A 16606-nucleotide genomic window follows, 5' to 3' on the forward strand; every position below is an offset into this window, starting at 1 on the left:
TACAAAATACTATTTTATTATTTTTAAATTCACTTGTTAATAAATCAATACAAACAACACCATACCAACATTTGTTATTATCCTTTGTGTTTCAATACATTTTCCAACATATATTTCTTACTATCAGACTTTTTCATAAATTTATATTATTTTTCTTACTATTCCCTTATTTGACCTTCTCCCCTAATCACATACTTTGTCGTAGTCAGCTCTCTTATTCCCATAGGCCCACGAGCATGCAGTTTTTGTGTGGAAATTCCAATTTCTCCACCAAAGCCAAATTCCCCTCCGTCGGAAAATCTTGTTGAAGCGTTTAAATAAACGTTGGCTGAATCTACTTCGTTTAGGAATTTTTCAGCATTTTCTATAGATTTTGTCAAAATTGAGTCAGAATGGTGCGTTCCATGATTATTTATGTATTCAATTGCTTCTTCTATGTTTTTAACTAATTTTAGTGACATTATTAAATCTAGATATTCAGCCCCAAAATCTTCTTCTGTTGCCAATTTTACATCATTTCTGTTTCCAACAATTTCTAATGCTTCTTTGCTGTACCTTAGCTCCACACCATCTTTTAAAAGCATTTCTGTTAATTCTGGCAAGATTGCTTTTGCAATGTTCTCGTGGATAAGTGTTGTTTCAATGGCATTACATACGCTTGGACGTTGTACTTTGGCATTTTCGATAATTGGTAATGCCTGTTTTATATCGGCTGTTTCGTCCACAAAGATGTGACAGATTCCTGCACCTGTTTCTATCATTGGAATTGTTGCGTTTTCTATGATAAATCTTTTTAATCCTTTTCCCCCTCTTGGGATAATTACATCAATATACTTATCTGCACGAATTAAGTCCTTCACAAGTTCCCTTTCTGGCTTTTCTACAAGTTGAACTGTATTTTTTGGCAATCCGTGAGCATCTGCAACCCTATTTAATAAATTATTCAAATAAATATTTGAATTCAGGGCATCTTCTGACCCACGTAAAATTATCGCATTTGAAGATTTTATTGCAAGTCCTGCCGCATCTACTGTAACGTTTGGACGAGATTCGTAAATCATTCCGATTACTCCAAGGGGAACTCTCTTTTTAGCAATATTCATTCCATTTTTATGATTCCATCCTGTAACGACTTCTCCAATTGGATCTGGAAACATAGCCATTTCACGCAGACTTTGAGCCATTCCTTCAATTCTGCTGTCTGTAAGCTCCATTCTATCCAGCAAGGAAAATGCCATTCCATTTTTCTTACCATTTTCCATATCTATTTTGTTCGCAGCCTTTATTTCTTCTTTTTTGTTTATTAATTCATCTGCAATTGCAAACAATACATCATTTTTTGTTTTTGTTCCAATTTTCAAAAGCTCCCTTGAAGCGGCTTTTGCTTTTTTCCCAAGTTCTTCTATATAATTCATACTTCCCTCATTTCTTAATTTATCTAATTTCTAAAAAAGATCTCCAGCTTTTCTATTCCTATCCTTCATCTTTTTTATTTTTCTCGTTCTAAATATAGCTATTATAAACATAACTGCAGAAATAGTTAAAAAAATCCAGTAAATTATTAAATATCGCCTAGCCCAGTCAATATTAAAAATATTTGTCATAACTTCCATTAAAATATCAAAAAATTTTGTATCTGGATATTGCTTTTTAAAAATTAATGTTAAGTTTAACACTTCTGACAAATATATTGCCAAATATGAAAAAATATATATAATAACTACACTAAAAATAGTTATTTCTAATTCATCATACAAATTGTTAAACTTACTTTTTTTTACTTTTCTTATTTTTTCTCCTTCATTCGAGTCAGTAATTTCTTTAGCTTTTTCTTTTCTTTTTTTACCAAAAAAATTTCCAAATATAACTCCAATATCTATAATTCCCACACCTAAAAACATCACTATAATATGTCTTATATTATTTTGAGCCGCAAAAAAATAAAGTACAGTTGCAATTATAAAGCCTAAAAATCCACCAAGAAATGTGTATAATTTATTTTCATTTTTATTAAAAATATTTTCACTCTTCACTTACTTCTCCCTTTCATTTTTTCACTCATTCGCTCCGAAAGTATTAATTATTGTTTCTAATAAATTTGTATTATGAATCAACGCTTTGTCTGACAAATGCAATATTTTATTTCCAGCTTTATCTGTTATATTTATTCTTCCAGCCATTGTGCTTATATTGTAGTCATTCCAATTATAAACTTCGTTATCCAAAGTCAAGGCTTCTCTTGTAACCTTTATTTTCAATGCTTGTTCCAATTTTTTGGATATATACTTTTTAGGAGCCAACGCCATTATAGATTTTTTTGGATTATTAAATAAAAATTCAACTGGTTCACCATTTTCAATATTTCTCATAGCTTTTGGATAGTTAATTTTAACAAAATCTTGCTGAAACAAGTCAAAGGCATTAGATGGATAACCTGCCGCCGCTATATTTTTCCAAGTTCCATTATTATCTTTATACCATATTCCCAAAAATGTATTTGGTCTCATTACATTCGGAATAAAAAAATATTCCAAATTTTCATAAAGAATTTTTTCATTTTTTCCAATAGCAAATCCATCTTCATAAAAAGATATTTTTTCATATTTCTTTATTATAAAATACGGCAAAACATAAGCAAATATTATTAAAAATAAACCTATTAATGTTATTGCTATTATAGCGCCTAGAAGTTTCCCTCTTTCAGCAGCATCAGACAGATTTTTCACAAAAAGTTTTATAAATATTATCAAAAAAAAGTTAAACAGTAAAAAATTTGCCAATGTAAGCATTTTAAGATAAAGTTTCATTCCTACTATTTTTTTAGGTTGTTCATAACTCATAAATCGTCCCGCTTTCTATTTTATTAAAAGTTTTTGATTCTTGTACGCTAAATACTTTAAATAAAATTTATTATTTTTATTTTTATTTTCTAATAACCACATTATCAATATGAATCACAGCGTCATCATATTTGTAGCCCAGCATTTCCTCTATATTTTCACTTTTTATGCCTTTTATAAGGTTTATTTCCTCTGATGAATAATTTGAAATTCCAGTTGCGATAACTTTTCCTTCTAAATCTTCTATTTCGATAACTGCCCCCTTGTCAAAATTCCCCTCAACAGACTTTATCCCAACAGACAATAAACTATTTCCATTCTTTAATGCTACTTTTGCACCATTGTCAATTGTTAACGAACCTTCCTTATTAGGTCCGTATGCCAGCCAGTATTTTCTTAGACTAATTTTTTTATTTTTTTTCACAAAAAGTGTTCCTATATTTTCTTTTTCAACTATTCTAGTTATATTTTTAGGATCATCTCCACTAGCAATTACAAGGCTTGTTCCAATTTTTGTTACCATTTCCGCAGCGATGATTTTTGTTATCATTCCGCCAGTTCCAAATTTTGAACCTTCTGCACCTGCCATCTGCTTTATGTCTTCATTAATATCTCCAACCATATGAATCAGGTTCGCATCCTCATATTTTCTAGGATTTTTATTATAAAGCCCATCAATATCCGACAAAATTATAAGTAAATCAGCATCAATTAATCCCGAAACAAGCGCTGACATTGTATCATTGTCCCCAACCTTTATTTTCAATGCATTAGACACAATTGCATCATTTTCATTTATAATTGGTATAATTTTCCTTTTCAAAAAAGCATTACAAACATTTCTCATATTCAAGTATCTTTTTCTATTGGAAAATTCCTCTTTTGTCAACAATAATTGTCCGATTATCTTATTATGCTCTTTAAAAAGAGTTTGATAAATTTGCATAAGTGAAACTTGCCCAACTGCTGACAGCATCTGCTTTTCTGCCAAAGTTTTAGGCTTTTCGCTTATATTAAGAAGTCCCATTCCAGCTCCAACTGCACCAGAAGTCACAAGTATTACATCATACCCTTTATCTTGTAAATTACTTAGTTCTAGTACAATTTTCTTTATCTTTTCAATATCTAGATGACCATCCTCTGTTGTAAGTGTAGAAGTTCCAACTTTCACAACTATCCTCTGTATATTGTCTAAAATTTCTTCTCTTGTATTACTATTTCTCATTTTTTCCTATTCTCCTGTTTAAACATTTCTATGTAGCTCATTTTTTAACGTAAGGGCATTAAACATGCCCTTACAACCTTAAATTATTTTTTCAATTTATTACAAAGATTTGTATTCAAGCAAGTATATCCTCCAGCAACTGCTCCTGCTCCCAATGCTACTGCTGTACAAGAACTCAAACTCATCATTAACGCAATTATTGCTCCTATAATTTTAATTTTTCTCATTTGTCTTACCTCTCAATCTGGTTTTTTATTTAAATTAACCTAAAAAGATTTAATATATTTTAACTTTTTAAATTTATTTATTTCTTTGACAATAATAAATAGTTTTAGTATTTTAGTCTTAACTTTTCTGTATCCAAACAGAAATTTTTTCACTTTCAACTTTAAAGTTAGCATTTCCTTCCTCATCTATTACAATGTCTTCATATCCACTACCTGTAACTTCCTGCCAAACTTGTCCAGCTCGCTCTTTTCCAAGCTCAATTTGTATTTCTTCTTCCTCTTCAGAATTTGAAAGTACGGCTACACAGCCCGTCCACTCATCTCTTCCTGTTCTTTGAATTGCAATTACATTTGGATTATCCAGATGATTTATTTGTTCTCCATAAGCATGGATTCTTCGTACTTCCAGAAGTTTGTCAATTATCCATTGATGCGGGCTTTTTTCTCCTCCCACTCCGTAGTAATCGCCATAAAACAGGCATGGATAGCCATCTTTTGATAATAATATTATAGCATGCGAATGAGGAATAAACCAGCTGTCAACTTGTGATTCTAAAGCACTTCCCTTTTGTGAATCATGATTATCTACAAATGTTACAGCTGCCATCGGATTTGTTGCCACTATCGTATGTTCAAAAATTTCTCTTAAATCATAATCCTTTTTCTTTTTAGATGCATCATACATATTAAAATGAAGCCCAACATCGAATAAATCAGTTTTATAACCAACATTATCCAGATATTCCTTCAACTTTTCCAAATCATTTCGCCAGTATTCTCCAACAGAATAAAATTCTTCGCCATAAGCTGCTCTTACTTGTGTCAAAAATTCAGCTATAAACTCATCTTTTATATGTTTTACGGCATCCATTCTGAATCCATCAATTTTTAACTCATTTACAACCCATTTACCCCATCGGATTACTTCTTCACGCACTTCAGGATGTGAAAAGTCAATATCGGCATTCATCAAATAGTCATAATTTCCAAGTTCAGAGTCAACTCCCTCATCCCAGTCCTTATTTTCACCAACAATTTTATAAATTGCTGTTTTACCAGTTTTGTTATCAAAATCCACACCATCAAAAAGATTATAATTCCACTTGAATGCAGAATATTTATCATTTCTTCCAGGAAAAGTAAACTTTGTCCATCCTTCTATTTCAAAAGGCTCGGTTATTTCCACAGTTCTGTCTTCAGGGTCAACTTCTATCGCCAAAAAATTCTCTGTTTCATCAGCTCCGCCCTTATGATTCAAAACAGCGTCCAAATATACATTTATATTGTATTTATGAAGTTCTTCTATTGCTTCAATCAGTTCCTGCTTTGTCCCGTATTTCGTTCTGACAGTTCCTTTCTGGTCAAATTCACCTAAGTCCCATAAATCATAGGCACCATATCCCACATCAAATTGTGAAGTTCCTTTATATGCTGGCGGAATCCACACTCCGCTTACACCAATTTCGCTTAGATGTTTTGCATCATCCTTTAATCTTTGCCAATGTTTCCCATCATTCGGCAAATTCCATTCAAAGTACTGTATCATTACTCCGTTTTCCATAATTTCCTCCTTTTTACAATATTTTATTTATTTTAATGTTATTCCATTTTCAGTTATAAATTTAACAGCTTCTTTCAAATCCTCTTGTGTATCCACTCCTATTACCTGCGACTTAGTTTCTAAAACTTTTATTTTATATCCATTTTCAATAAATCTAAGCTGTTCAAGCGATTCTATCTTTTCCAAAACACCTTCCTTTAAATTTTTCAGTTCATTTAAAAATTTCGCTGTATATCCATAAATTCCAACATGTTTAAAATATTTAATATTTTGGCTATTATTCTTATCACGCTCATAAGGAATTACTGAACGGCTAAAATAAATGGCATTATCATCAAAGTCTGTAATAACTTTTACATGATTTGGATTTTCAATTTCATTTTGAGATTTCATTTCCTGCTTTAATGTAACAATTTCTGATTTTTCATTTCTGTAATTATTTGCTAAAATATTTATTGACTCAATGTCAATTAACGGCTCATCTCCCTGAATATTTATAATAAAATCATAATTTTCATACTCACTTTTGTTTATAACTTCTATTATTCTGGAAGTTCCATTCTGATGATTTTCAGCTGTCATAACCACATTTCCTCCAAACTTTTCTACAACCTTAAAAATCCTCTCATCATCTGTAGCGACAACAATCTCATCAATATCCGCATTTTTTGCTCTTTTGTAAACCCATTCAATCATAGTATGCCCGCAAATATCCTTAAGCGGTTTCCCTTCAAACCTGCTGGACGCATATCTTGCTGGTATCACTCCCAATATTTTCATAAATATATTTCTCCTTTTTTCAATAATTTTATAAAATCGTAGTAATACTCTTTTAAAACTAAACTTAAAACTATACTTTTTTAGTATTAAATTTATTCAATTTTTATTAGTTCAATTTTAAATAAGTTTAAATATATTTTACCATATTTTTATTTAAATTACATTATATTTATCAGATAAACAAAAAATGAGCCATTTAATTTTCTAAACAGCTCAACTTTTATTTTTAAAATTTTTATGCTAATCCAAAAGTTATAAATCTCAATATTTTTCCAAATAATGATAATTGTTTATAATCATTTTGTGCTACAATATCAACTGTTCCCACAACTTTATCATCATTTGATAACACTTCAAGCTTCCCAATTACATCGCCTTTGGCAATCCCTTCTTTTTCAGCGGTAACTTCTAAATCTTTTATTTTAAATTTATAATTTGTATTATCAAGTTGATACACATTACTCGATAAAATACCTTTTATTTCTTTTTTTTCTGCATTTTTAATTTTAAATTTGCTTCCGATTTCTTGTCCTTCTTTGTAAACTGGTATCATACGTCCTTCTAGCTTTGTAAATTCTTGCTTTTGATCTTCGGTTCTTGCATCATCAGTTTTGTTTCCAAGTGTAACTGATATAATTTCCAAATTACCAATTTTACTCGAAACAATCATATTATACCCAGCTTGTGCATGAAATCCTGTTTTCAATCCATAAATTCCAAATTTATCAAGTAAATGATTTCTATTGTTATAGACTACATCTTCTCCTTCTGAATTTTGCAATACAAGTTCAGATTCTTTCATCCATGCTCTTAATCTTTCATCTCTTACAGCTCTTCTTCCAAGCAAATACATGTCATAAGCTGTTGAAATATCCATATTTTTATTAGTCATCGAAGTCGGCAATCCTGCTGGAGTATAATAACGTGTATCATTCATTCCAAGCTCTCTTGCTTTATCATTCATTAATTTTACGAAATTATCAAGATTCCCTTTTGAAATATGATGTGCCACCAAATATGCAGCATTATTTGCTGAATAGATAATTTCTGCACGAAGCAAGTCTTTTAATGTATAACAATCTCCAGCTTTAGCATTTAACCAGCTTCCTCCCATATTTACTATTTGTGGTGTAAAACATACTTTATCATCTAATTTTGCGTTACCTCTATCAACTTGATCAAGTGCTACAAGAATATTCATAACTTTTGTAAGTGACGCAATGGGATGTTTTTGTCTTGACATTTTTTCCTTCAAAACATTTCCATCTGTCGTTGCAATAAATTTTATAACTTCACCATAATAGTGCGAAACTCCTTCATGCTCATGTTCTATTGCCTGCACAAGTTTTTTCTTTGGTACTGTTTTATCATCTTTTTTAGCTGTCTTATTTTTATCATTTTCTTTTTCTTTATTATTTTTTGAACCTGTTTGATTCTCAAAATTTTCACCAATTTCTTCAGACTGTAATGTATGGTTTTTCTTTTTACTATGTCTAGAATGCTTTTCATTTCCCCGTTTTGTTGCCTGCTCAATTTCATTAGATCCTGTATTTTCTTTTGCAGTTGAGCTTGTTGAACTTTTAGACTTTTCTTCTCTAACAGTAACATTACTTTCTTTTGGAGACACTGTACCTGTTTCTTGCTCTCCTTCCGCATAAACTAAAGCTGCAAATAACGCTAATACTCCCAAAACCAAAACTCTTTTTACTTTCTTATACATTCTTTTCCTTTCTATCTATATTTTTTTAAAAATTATTCAATTATCTAACAATCTAAAAATTTTTTCTATGATTAATTTCTTAATTACCAACTTTGCTATTTTTCAAATTATCTAAATTATATTTACAATAATCTCGAATTTCACATATATCACACTTAGGTCTTCTAGCAACGCATTTATCACGTCCATGTAAAATCATATAATGTGAATATACAAACCAATGTTTTTTAGGAAGTAGCTTCATTAATTCCCGCTCAATAATTTCAGGATTGTCACTTTTTACAAATCCTATGAGATTTGACAATCTTTTAACATGAGTATCTACAACAATTCCTTCTCGAATATTCCACAGTTCCCCTAAAACTACATTTGCTGTTTTTCTCCCTACACCTGGTAACTTTATTAATTTTTCCAGTTCTTTTGGAATCACATCGTTATATTTTTCCAACATCATTTCAGCATTTAATTTTATATTTTTTGCCTTATTTTTATAAAATCCAGTTGATTTTATATATTTTTCCAGCGTTCCCAAATTCATTTCTCTTATGTCTTTTGGCTCTCTTACAACTTTAAATAGTTCCTTTGTAACAATGTTTACTCGTGCATCAGTACACTGAGCTGACAAAATTACTGCAACCATTAGTTGATAAGGAGTTTCAAATTCCAAAGCAGCTTTTGGAACACCAAATTTTTTTTCTAATATTGGGAATACTTTTTTCAATCTTTCCTTTTTTGTCATTTTACCTCTCCAAAAACTTATAAAATTATTTTTTCTAAAAAAACTTTATTATCCCTAAAATAAAAAAATGTATTGGATAAAATAAATAAAAAAAGTATTTTATGTTTCTTCCTTTTTCCCCATTATACAAAAAAATAAAAATTAATGAAATTAATGAAAAAATCTGTGTATGAACAATTTGAAAAACATTTGGAAAAACCAAATTAAAAATATTTAAAGTGAGAAAACTGATTAATATTTTAAGATTATTATTCCTAAAAATATTAAAAATCATTATTAATAGAATTCCATACGCACCATAATCAAGATTAATTTTCTGAGAAAAATACAATATAAATATGATTAAAATAGCTTTTATAATTTTCATAAATGGTTCTTTTATCCAGCTCTTTTTTAAATTTAAAATACAAATTGTAAAAAGTCCCAAAAATAATGTAAAAAATATATTTATATCCCTACCATCTGCACATAAAATAAAAAGACCCTGAATAACTACCGCAAAGCAAAATAATCGCAGCAAATACTTTTTCAAATTCCGAGTATGTACATACCCTTCATTCAACGTAAAAGCAAATATTGGAAAGGAAAGCCTTCCAATAACTCTCAGAATCTCACTTCCACCAATCATAACCTGATAATGATCTACAAACATCGTGATTAATCCAATTATTTTTAATATAAATAAACTCAAATCATCTCCTAAATCCAATTATTTACATTTTAAAAATTTTTATTCTTTAACTTTTAAAAATAATAAATTTAATTTAATTTTAAAAAACTATGCTTTTATTATTTATGAAAGCCTTTATTTTAACAAATTTTATAAAATTCATTATATTTAATCATATCATTTTTTCAATCTAATTTCAAGAATTTTTTTGTCAAAAAAAAGAGACTGTTTCATAAAATTAGTATTATGAGACAGCCACTTTTTATACAAGTTTAATTTTTTCTCCCAAATTTTTAGATAAATCAAGTTTCTTTATTTTGTTTTTATATTTTGCATAATTATGCGTTGGCAACAAGCGTTATTAATTCTTCAATAGTTTTTGCACCAACTGATTTTTGTTCTCCATTTATAAATACAACTGGTACTGCCTGAATATCTTTTTCTTTTGCTTCTTCAAAAAATACTGCACTGTCTACCATTGTTGTTGTAATATTTTTATTATTTGTTGAAATTAGGTTTAAAGCTTGAACTACATCTGGACAATGTGTACATGATAATGAAATAAATGTTTCAATGTTTACAGGCTTATTAACTGATTCAACTTTTGAAAGCTGCTCTCCTTCCAGTTTTTTCCCAAGTCCTGCAAGTCCCAAAACTGCTAGAATAAAGCTGTTAAATTCATGTCCTCCAGGAATACCTGAAAAATTAATTCCAGTATTTTCCCCATCTTTTAAAATTGTAAAAGATGTTGGACGAGTAAGGTTTGCTTTTTCTAAGTCAGCCTTATCATTGTCAAATGATTTTTTTACATAGTTTACTTTTCCAGAAATTGCATCAACTTCTTGTAAGAAGCTATCTAATTCAGCTGATTTTTCACTATCATTCAAAAATGCAACTAATTCAATATTTCCATTAATTTTATCAAAATAACCTTTTAACTGTTCTACAATATTACTATCTAATAAAGCCATTTTACCTCCTTTTAATTTATTAAGTTTAAAATTATTAAATTTTACCTACTAAATCTAATCCTGGTTTTAAAGTAGCTTCTCCTTCTTTCCATTTTGCTGGACAAACTAATCCTGGGTTATCAGCTACGAATTTTGCAGCTTTTGCTCTTCTTACTAATTCTGATGCATCTCTTCCGATTCCTTCGTCATTTACTTCATAAGCAACGATTTTCCCTTCAGGATTTACGATAAATGTTCCTCTGAATGCAAGTCCACTTTCTTCGTTTAATACTTCAAATTCTCTTGAAATAGCTTTTGTAGGATCTCCAATCATTGCATATTTAACTTTTCCGATTGCTTCTGAGTGATCGTGCCATGCTTTGTGAGTAAAGTGAGTATCAGTACTTACTGAATAAACATTAAATCCTAATTTTTCCAATTCTTCTCTATGGTCTTCTAAATCTTCCAATTCAGTTGGACACACAAATGTAAAGTCAGCTGGATAAAATACGAAAACATTCCATTTTCCTAACATATCCTTTTCAAAGCTCACTTCTTTAAATTCTTCGTTTTGATAAGCTTGAGCTGTAAAATTTTCAATTTTTTTTCCTATTAACGACATAACTTCCTCCTAATTTAATAATATTATTGTTTTTAATTTGAAATGATTACAAATATTTCTTGATTACATTATACCATAAAAAATTATTTTGTCAAATAAAATTTAATGTTTGTATTTCAAAGAAATTATGATAAAATTTTATAAGAATAAAAATAAAAAGTGAGGATAATATGTATAAAGTATTAATCGCAGACGATAATAAACAAATTGTTTCTATACTGTCAGAATACTGTAAAAAAAATAATTTTACTGTAAGTACTGTTTTTGATGGGGAAACGGCATTAAAGGAAATTGAAGAAAATGAGTTTGATATAATACTTTTGGATGTAATGATGCCAAAAAAAGATGGTTTTGATGTATGCAGGCAAGTGCGTACTTTTTCAAATGTTCCAATTATAATGATTACAGCACGTGGAGAAGATTATGAAAAAATAATGGGACTGGAAATAGGGGCAGATGACTATATAGTAAAACCTTTCTCGCCTGGAGAGATAATTGCAAGAATAAATGCAATTTTACGTAGAATAACACCTAAAAATGATGAAAGTACAAAAATTTTTACATTTGATAATCTTGAGATTGATTTGAATAATTTTACGGTAAAGATAAACGATGAAATAATTTCGTTGACTAAGAAAGAAATAGAAATTTTATGGACTCTTGCAACAAATCAGAACAAAGTTTTTACAAGAGAAAATTTGTTGGACTTAATATGGGGATTTGATTATTTTGGAGAAAGCCGTACTGTCGATACGCATATAAAAAGACTTCGTGCAAAGCTTGACAATTATAAGCATGAGAAATGGAATATTAAGACAATTTGGGGAGTTGGCTATAAATTTGATATTTTAGAAAAATAACTTTCTTAATAAATCATTGAATAAAAAATGTGAGGTTCAAAAAAATAAAAAAGGAGTGAAGTTTTTTAAAATGGGTAAAAGAATAAAAAAGATTTTTTTTAATGGAGAGGAGTATCCGCCAGAGACATTTAGATTAGGAATGATGCTGTGCATGGTTGGAGGATTTATGGACGCATATACTTTTGTTACACGTGGAAAGGTACTTGCTAATGCACAGACAGGAAATGTTGTTTATCTTGCTATAAATTTACAAAGGGGAGATTTTGGAAAAGCCTTTAATTATTTTATGCCTATTCTGGTTTTCACATTTGGAATATTATTTACTGAATTTATTAGAGTAAAATTTGAAAAACATAGAATTTTTAGATGGCAGCAAATTGTTATATTTTATCAAGTTATAATAATGTTTTTTATTTCATTCATTCCAAGTGGAAATTGGAATATTGTTGTAAATATGATTATGTCGTTTATTGCCGCAATTCAATATCAAGGATTTAGAAAAATTAGGGGACTGGCAGGAGCGACAACAATGTGCACTGGGAATTTACGAAGCGGAATGGAGAACTTATTTAAATATATAAATACAGAAAACAAGTCGTATTTACAAAATTTCTGGATATATTTAGGATTAGATGGATTTTTCTTTATTGGGGCAATGCTTTGTGTAGTTTTAGTGAAAATATATGGTATAGGAGCGTTGCTTGCTTGCTGTATTTTACTGGTTGCGGTGTTTATTATAATGTTTAAGGAGACTATTTAAATCCTGCCTTAGAGGCAAAATTGATTGAAAGGACGATTCCCGACAAACCTAATAGTAAAAATCAGAAATACAGGAAATCGGAAAGAATTATTAAATGATAAAAGGGATTGGAAAGGTGGTAAAAATAATGAATCTTATAGATAAAAATACCAAAGTTTACTATATTAGCACCTTTTTACTATTTTTAGCTTCCACAATGCCACATTCCATTCTGACTGTACTTTTTCTGAAAAAAGGCTTGTTAATGTCGCAGATTGTGCTAATGCAGTCTTTTTTTAACCTTTCAATGATTATTTTTGAGATTCCAAGCGGAGTAATGTCGGATTTATATTCAAGGAAAAAAGTTTATATTTTATCATTAGTTACCTTGGTTATAACGTTTTTTCTGATTATTTTTTCCAAAAGCCTATTTTGGTTATCGGTGGCATATGTAATATATGGGGGAGCAAATGCACTGGAAACTGGAACAATTGATGTAGTTTTAATAAATAGTTTGAAAAATAATGAAACTGGATTGCAAAAATTCTTAAAATATCAAAAGCAAATTTCGACTTTTTCTTCTATTTTAGGTTCAGGAATAGGATTTTTACTTTATTTTAAGATAGGTGTAAATATTTATTTTATTTCTATTACTTTGATACTTCTCAATATATTTCTAACAACTTTATTTTTTTCCGATGAGAATAAAAAAGCAAATGAAAATATAAACTTTCAAATTTTTAAAAGGCATATAGCCGAGTGCATTTCTGAATTGAAAGAAAAAAGAGTAATGAAATATTATTTTATATTCTTTGGAATTATACAAATTTTTATCCAAAGCCATTTTCAGTTATGGCAAAAACTTTTTTTAGATAAAGGAATTGGAGAAAAGAATTTTTTTGTTATGTATGTACTGTTTCAAATAATTGTGATTATCGCATATAATACGAATATTTTAATGATAACTGCAAAAAAGTTATATTTACTCCTAATTTTAATATTTTTATTGACAATAAATATAATAATTTTAAAAAATAACCTTATATTTACAGGAATATATTTAATATTGTGTACAATTTTTTTTATAATTAACTATTATTTTGAATTTCACTTTAATAAAATCCTGTCAAAAGAAAAAATAAGTGCAATAACTTCTATGAAGTCTTTTTTTTCAAGGATTTTCTCATTCGGAACATTATTTATTTCCAGTTTATTATTAAGAAAAATTAGTGTTGTTAATTTATTTGCGATAAATGTTACAGTTGTTATTTTTGTGGTTATGTATTTAATTTTTAGAATTAACAGATCTATTCGAATCAAGACGTAAAATAATACTGGTTATGAAAATAATAAATAATGTTGAAAGAATAAAAAACTTAAAGAAGAAAAGATGTTTAGGGTATTTTTATATAAAAAAAGACAATACTGATATTCAATTCAATGTTTCTGAAGAAGAAATAAAGAAAAAATTCGATAAAAACATTTGATAGACTAAATGAAGCTAAAAATCAAAATCCAGAAATTAAAGTAATATATGAATTTCCAAAGGAAGAGGCAAAAACCAAATTTACTGACTGGCTGGATAGAAATTCAGGATATCAAAATATAATAGATGAAATCAGAGTTAGACCAGAAAAATGAAATTGAAAGGATATTTAAATTTATGGAAAATAAAGAAAGAACTATCAGAATATACAGAAAAGTAGATGTAAATGAAACGATGGAAGAAAGGCATAAAAAAGTTATGGAAGGACTGTCGAAACTGGAAGCTCCTTTAGGATTGAAAGATAGTAAAATTCCAGAAACACCTGACTTTGGGACAGAATTAATATGTTTTTATGATGCTAAAAATGTTAAAACTAAAGGAGTTTCAATAGAAGGTTCATATGATTGGAGAGATGAAAGGATGTTATCGGCATGTTGGGATAAGTTACATTATGAATTTAAGACAACATACAAGTTGATAGACTATAAAAAAATAATATATGAAGATCTTCCAAAGGTGATAAATGTTTTTGATCCTTATGTTGCTGATTTATATGTAGCTTATAATGGTGCTTATGAGGAAGGAAGAACTCCGGAAACAAGAACTTATGGAGAAAGTATAAATCCTGAATTTTTAAAACTGAAGGAGAAAAATTGTAACATAGGAATGCTGGGAGATGTATTATTTACATTATCTCCAGTGATGTACTTCAATGAAGAGAGTTACAGTAAGCTAATAAAAATACCTAAGGAAGAGCTTTTGATAAAACTTAAGAATAAAGCGAAGGGAGTCCTGTTACTTGAAAAGGGTATATACATTATTTTTAATGACAAGGCAGATATTACTTATGAAGAATTTGTAGAAATGAATAATATATTTAAGCCATTAATGGGATTAATTTAAAATATAATTACATATAATTTGAATTTTTAAAACAACTTTTTACCCCAATAAATTTCAAAAAATATTTATTTAATTTCTTAAATTAATTTTTTTAAAAAACAGCAAAAATAGTTTCAATTTTTCAAATTCTCCAGTTGTTCCAGTTCACTCTACTCTCTATCTAAAAAGGGAGAAAATAAACAAATTCTGAATATTTCTCCCTAATTTACTTTTATTATTAATTTTTAAAAACAAATTTCTTGATTAAAAATCACTTTTTAAAATTTCCCCTTTTCTCAAATCACTTCTCATTTTTTGAATAATATCATCCATTTCATCCAGTTTTTTCAAAATTTTCTTTTCTTCAGGGCTTGTTGTAATAATTTTACTGATTCCACCATTTTTTATTATAATTCGTTTGTCTGCTATTAGTGCCAATGTTGGGTCGTGTGTTGCCATTAATACGATTTTGTCTGATGAAACAAGTAATTCCAAGGCTTTTTTCCTGTCAATTCCTGCATTTTCAATTTCGTCAATTAGGACAATTGGAGATGAGCTTAAAATGGCTGTGTCGGCAATCATTAAAGCACGGGATTGTCCACCACTTAGGGCTGTGATTGCAGTAGTTAAGTCAAATTGCTCTCCAGCTAGATTGTTTGCAGCGGTAATGATTTTTTCCACAGTTTCGTCAATATTTTCAATCATTCGGCTTTGAGCGTGCAGTTCTAGAAATTCCTTTACTGATAAATCCATAACAAAATTCATGTTTTGTGATAGTTGTGCGACTAATTTGTTGTTTGAGGAATAACGCCATTTTTTGTCTGGAAGTTCACCGTTTATAAGTATTTGACGCTGTGTTGGAGTGTCTTTCTGGGCAGTCCATTCGATGTCGGCAAGAAGTCTTGATTTTCCAGAGCCTGTAGGCCCTACAATGGAAATAATTTCTGATTTATGAATATCAAGCCGCTCAAATCCCTCTTTATTCCCAGATTTATCTTGCCCAGCGACAATTGTAAGCATATCAATCGAATTTTCCTCTTCCATTCCCAAAAAAAGTTTCATCTGCTCAATGTAGTCAACAAGACTTTCCTCAATTTTTTCCACATCCAGTGCAAAGTCCTCAATTTTATCTTCTGCAAAAGTTACGATAAACTCGTGAAATGTCTTATTCTGAAAAGTTTCCACAGGCAAGTGGTTTTCAGTAAAAAAGTTTTCTGCAAAGGGATATTTATTGCTAAGTTCACTAATAGTCAATTTATTTATTAAATCGTTATTTTTCATATTTTTTCCTTTTTTATTATTTTT

General features: G+C 29.1%; 18 protein-coding genes. 5 read left to right on the forward strand and 13 right to left on the reverse strand.

Features of this window, described 5'->3' with window-relative positions; all coding sequences use genetic code 11:
• Positions 1–158 precede the first annotated feature (158 nt).
• From BQ5344_RS00555 to ahpC, 12 genes are all read right to left on the reverse strand, one after another.
• Positions 159–1415 carry a glutamate-5-semialdehyde dehydrogenase gene (locus BQ5344_RS00555; RefSeq protein WP_071123740.1) on the reverse strand — a complete coding sequence of 419 codons (1257 nt, stop codon included), beginning with the start codon at positions 1413–1415 and terminating at the stop codon, positions 159–161.
• A gap of 30 nt (positions 1416–1445) precedes the next feature.
• Positions 1446–2033, reverse strand: a complete 588-nt coding sequence (locus BQ5344_RS00560) for a hypothetical protein (protein ID WP_071123741.1) — start codon at positions 2031–2033, stop codon at positions 1446–1448.
• Between the two features lie 21 nt (positions 2034–2054).
• Positions 2055–2840 (reverse strand): hypothetical protein, encoded by a 786-nt coding sequence (locus tag BQ5344_RS00565; RefSeq protein ID WP_071123742.1) that lies wholly within the window; start codon positions 2838–2840, stop codon positions 2055–2057.
• 82 nt (positions 2841–2922) lie between these two features.
• Entirely contained in the window at positions 2923–4065 is a 1143-nt protein-coding gene (proB, locus tag BQ5344_RS00570; RefSeq protein ID WP_071123743.1) for a glutamate 5-kinase, read from the reverse strand.
• An 83-nt stretch (positions 4066–4148) separates the two neighbouring features.
• On the reverse strand, positions 4149–4292 hold the full coding sequence (locus BQ5344_RS12250; protein WP_021769549.1) for a hypothetical protein: 144 nt from the start codon (positions 4290–4292) through the stop codon (positions 4149–4151).
• 118 nt (positions 4293–4410) lie between these two features.
• Positions 4411–5853 (reverse strand): alpha-amylase, encoded by a 1443-nt coding sequence (locus BQ5344_RS00575; RefSeq protein ID WP_071123744.1) that lies wholly within the window; start codon positions 5851–5853, stop codon positions 4411–4413.
• 27 nt (positions 5854–5880) lie between these two features.
• On the reverse strand, positions 5881–6633 hold the full coding sequence (gene kdsB, locus BQ5344_RS00580) for a 3-deoxy-manno-octulosonate cytidylyltransferase (RefSeq protein WP_071123745.1): 753 nt from the start codon (positions 6631–6633) through the stop codon (positions 5881–5883).
• 235 nt (positions 6634–6868) lie between these two features.
• Positions 6869–8353, reverse strand: a complete 1485-nt coding sequence (locus BQ5344_RS00585; protein WP_071123746.1) for a D-alanyl-D-alanine carboxypeptidase family protein — start codon at positions 8351–8353, stop codon at positions 6869–6871.
• Positions 8354–8432: 79 nt separating this feature from the next.
• Positions 8433–9092, reverse strand: coding sequence for an endonuclease III (gene nth, locus BQ5344_RS00590; protein ID WP_071123747.1), 660 nt, complete (start codon positions 9090–9092; stop codon positions 8433–8435).
• A 34-nt stretch (positions 9093–9126) separates the two neighbouring features.
• The gene (locus BQ5344_RS00595; protein WP_071123748.1) at positions 9127–9783 is read right to left on the reverse strand and encodes a TraX family protein; all 657 of its coding nucleotides are present in this window, start codon (positions 9781–9783) and stop codon (positions 9127–9129) included.
• 317 nt (positions 9784–10100) lie between these two features.
• Positions 10101–10733: a thioredoxin family protein gene (locus BQ5344_RS00600; RefSeq protein ID WP_071123749.1), complete on the reverse strand. Its 633-nt coding sequence runs from the start codon at positions 10731–10733 to the stop codon at positions 10101–10103.
• A 34-nt stretch (positions 10734–10767) separates the two neighbouring features.
• Positions 10768–11334, reverse strand: coding sequence for an alkyl hydroperoxide reductase subunit C (ahpC, locus tag BQ5344_RS00605; RefSeq protein WP_071123750.1), 567 nt, complete (start codon positions 11332–11334; stop codon positions 10768–10770).
• A 170-nt stretch (positions 11335–11504) separates the two neighbouring features.
• On the opposite strand from ahpC, the gene BQ5344_RS00610 reads away from it, so the two are divergent.
• The 5 genes from BQ5344_RS00610 to BQ5344_RS00625 all read left to right on the forward strand — a co-directional run bounded on the left by BQ5344_RS00610 (position 11505) and on the right by BQ5344_RS00625 (position 15322).
• The gene (locus BQ5344_RS00610; RefSeq protein ID WP_071123751.1) at positions 11505–12194 is read left to right on the forward strand and encodes a response regulator transcription factor; all 690 of its coding nucleotides are present in this window, start codon (positions 11505–11507) and stop codon (positions 12192–12194) included.
• Between the two features lie 70 nt (positions 12195–12264).
• Positions 12265–12954 carry a YoaK family protein gene (locus BQ5344_RS00615; RefSeq protein WP_026746853.1) on the forward strand — a complete coding sequence of 230 codons (690 nt, stop codon included), beginning with the start codon at positions 12265–12267 and terminating at the stop codon, positions 12952–12954.
• 20 nt (positions 12955–12974) lie between these two features.
• The gene (locus BQ5344_RS12570) at positions 12975–13052 is read left to right on the forward strand and encodes a Fic family protein (protein ID WP_407936213.1); all 78 of its coding nucleotides are present in this window, start codon (positions 12975–12977) and stop codon (positions 13050–13052) included.
• Between the two features lie 29 nt (positions 13053–13081).
• Complete coding sequence (locus BQ5344_RS00620) at positions 13082–14260, forward strand: MFS transporter (protein ID WP_071123752.1); 1179 nt, start codon at positions 13082–13084, stop codon at positions 14258–14260.
• 285 nt (positions 14261–14545) lie between these two features.
• A complete protein-coding gene (locus tag BQ5344_RS00625; RefSeq protein ID WP_235846082.1) occupies positions 14546–15322 on the forward strand; it encodes a helicase in 777 nt (258 codons plus the stop codon).
• Between the two features lie 243 nt (positions 15323–15565).
• Here the strand turns inward: BQ5344_RS00625 and BQ5344_RS00630 are convergent, their stop codons facing one another.
• Complete coding sequence (locus BQ5344_RS00630) at positions 15566–16582, reverse strand: ATP-binding cassette domain-containing protein (protein ID WP_071123753.1); 1017 nt, start codon at positions 16580–16582, stop codon at positions 15566–15568.
• Positions 16583–16606: the final 24 nt, after the last annotated feature.

Origin of the sequence: Leptotrichia massiliensis (genome assembly GCF_900104625.1) — a bacterium.
GTDB classification, from domain to species: domain Bacteria; phylum Fusobacteriota; class Fusobacteriia; order Fusobacteriales; family Leptotrichiaceae; genus Leptotrichia; species Leptotrichia massiliensis.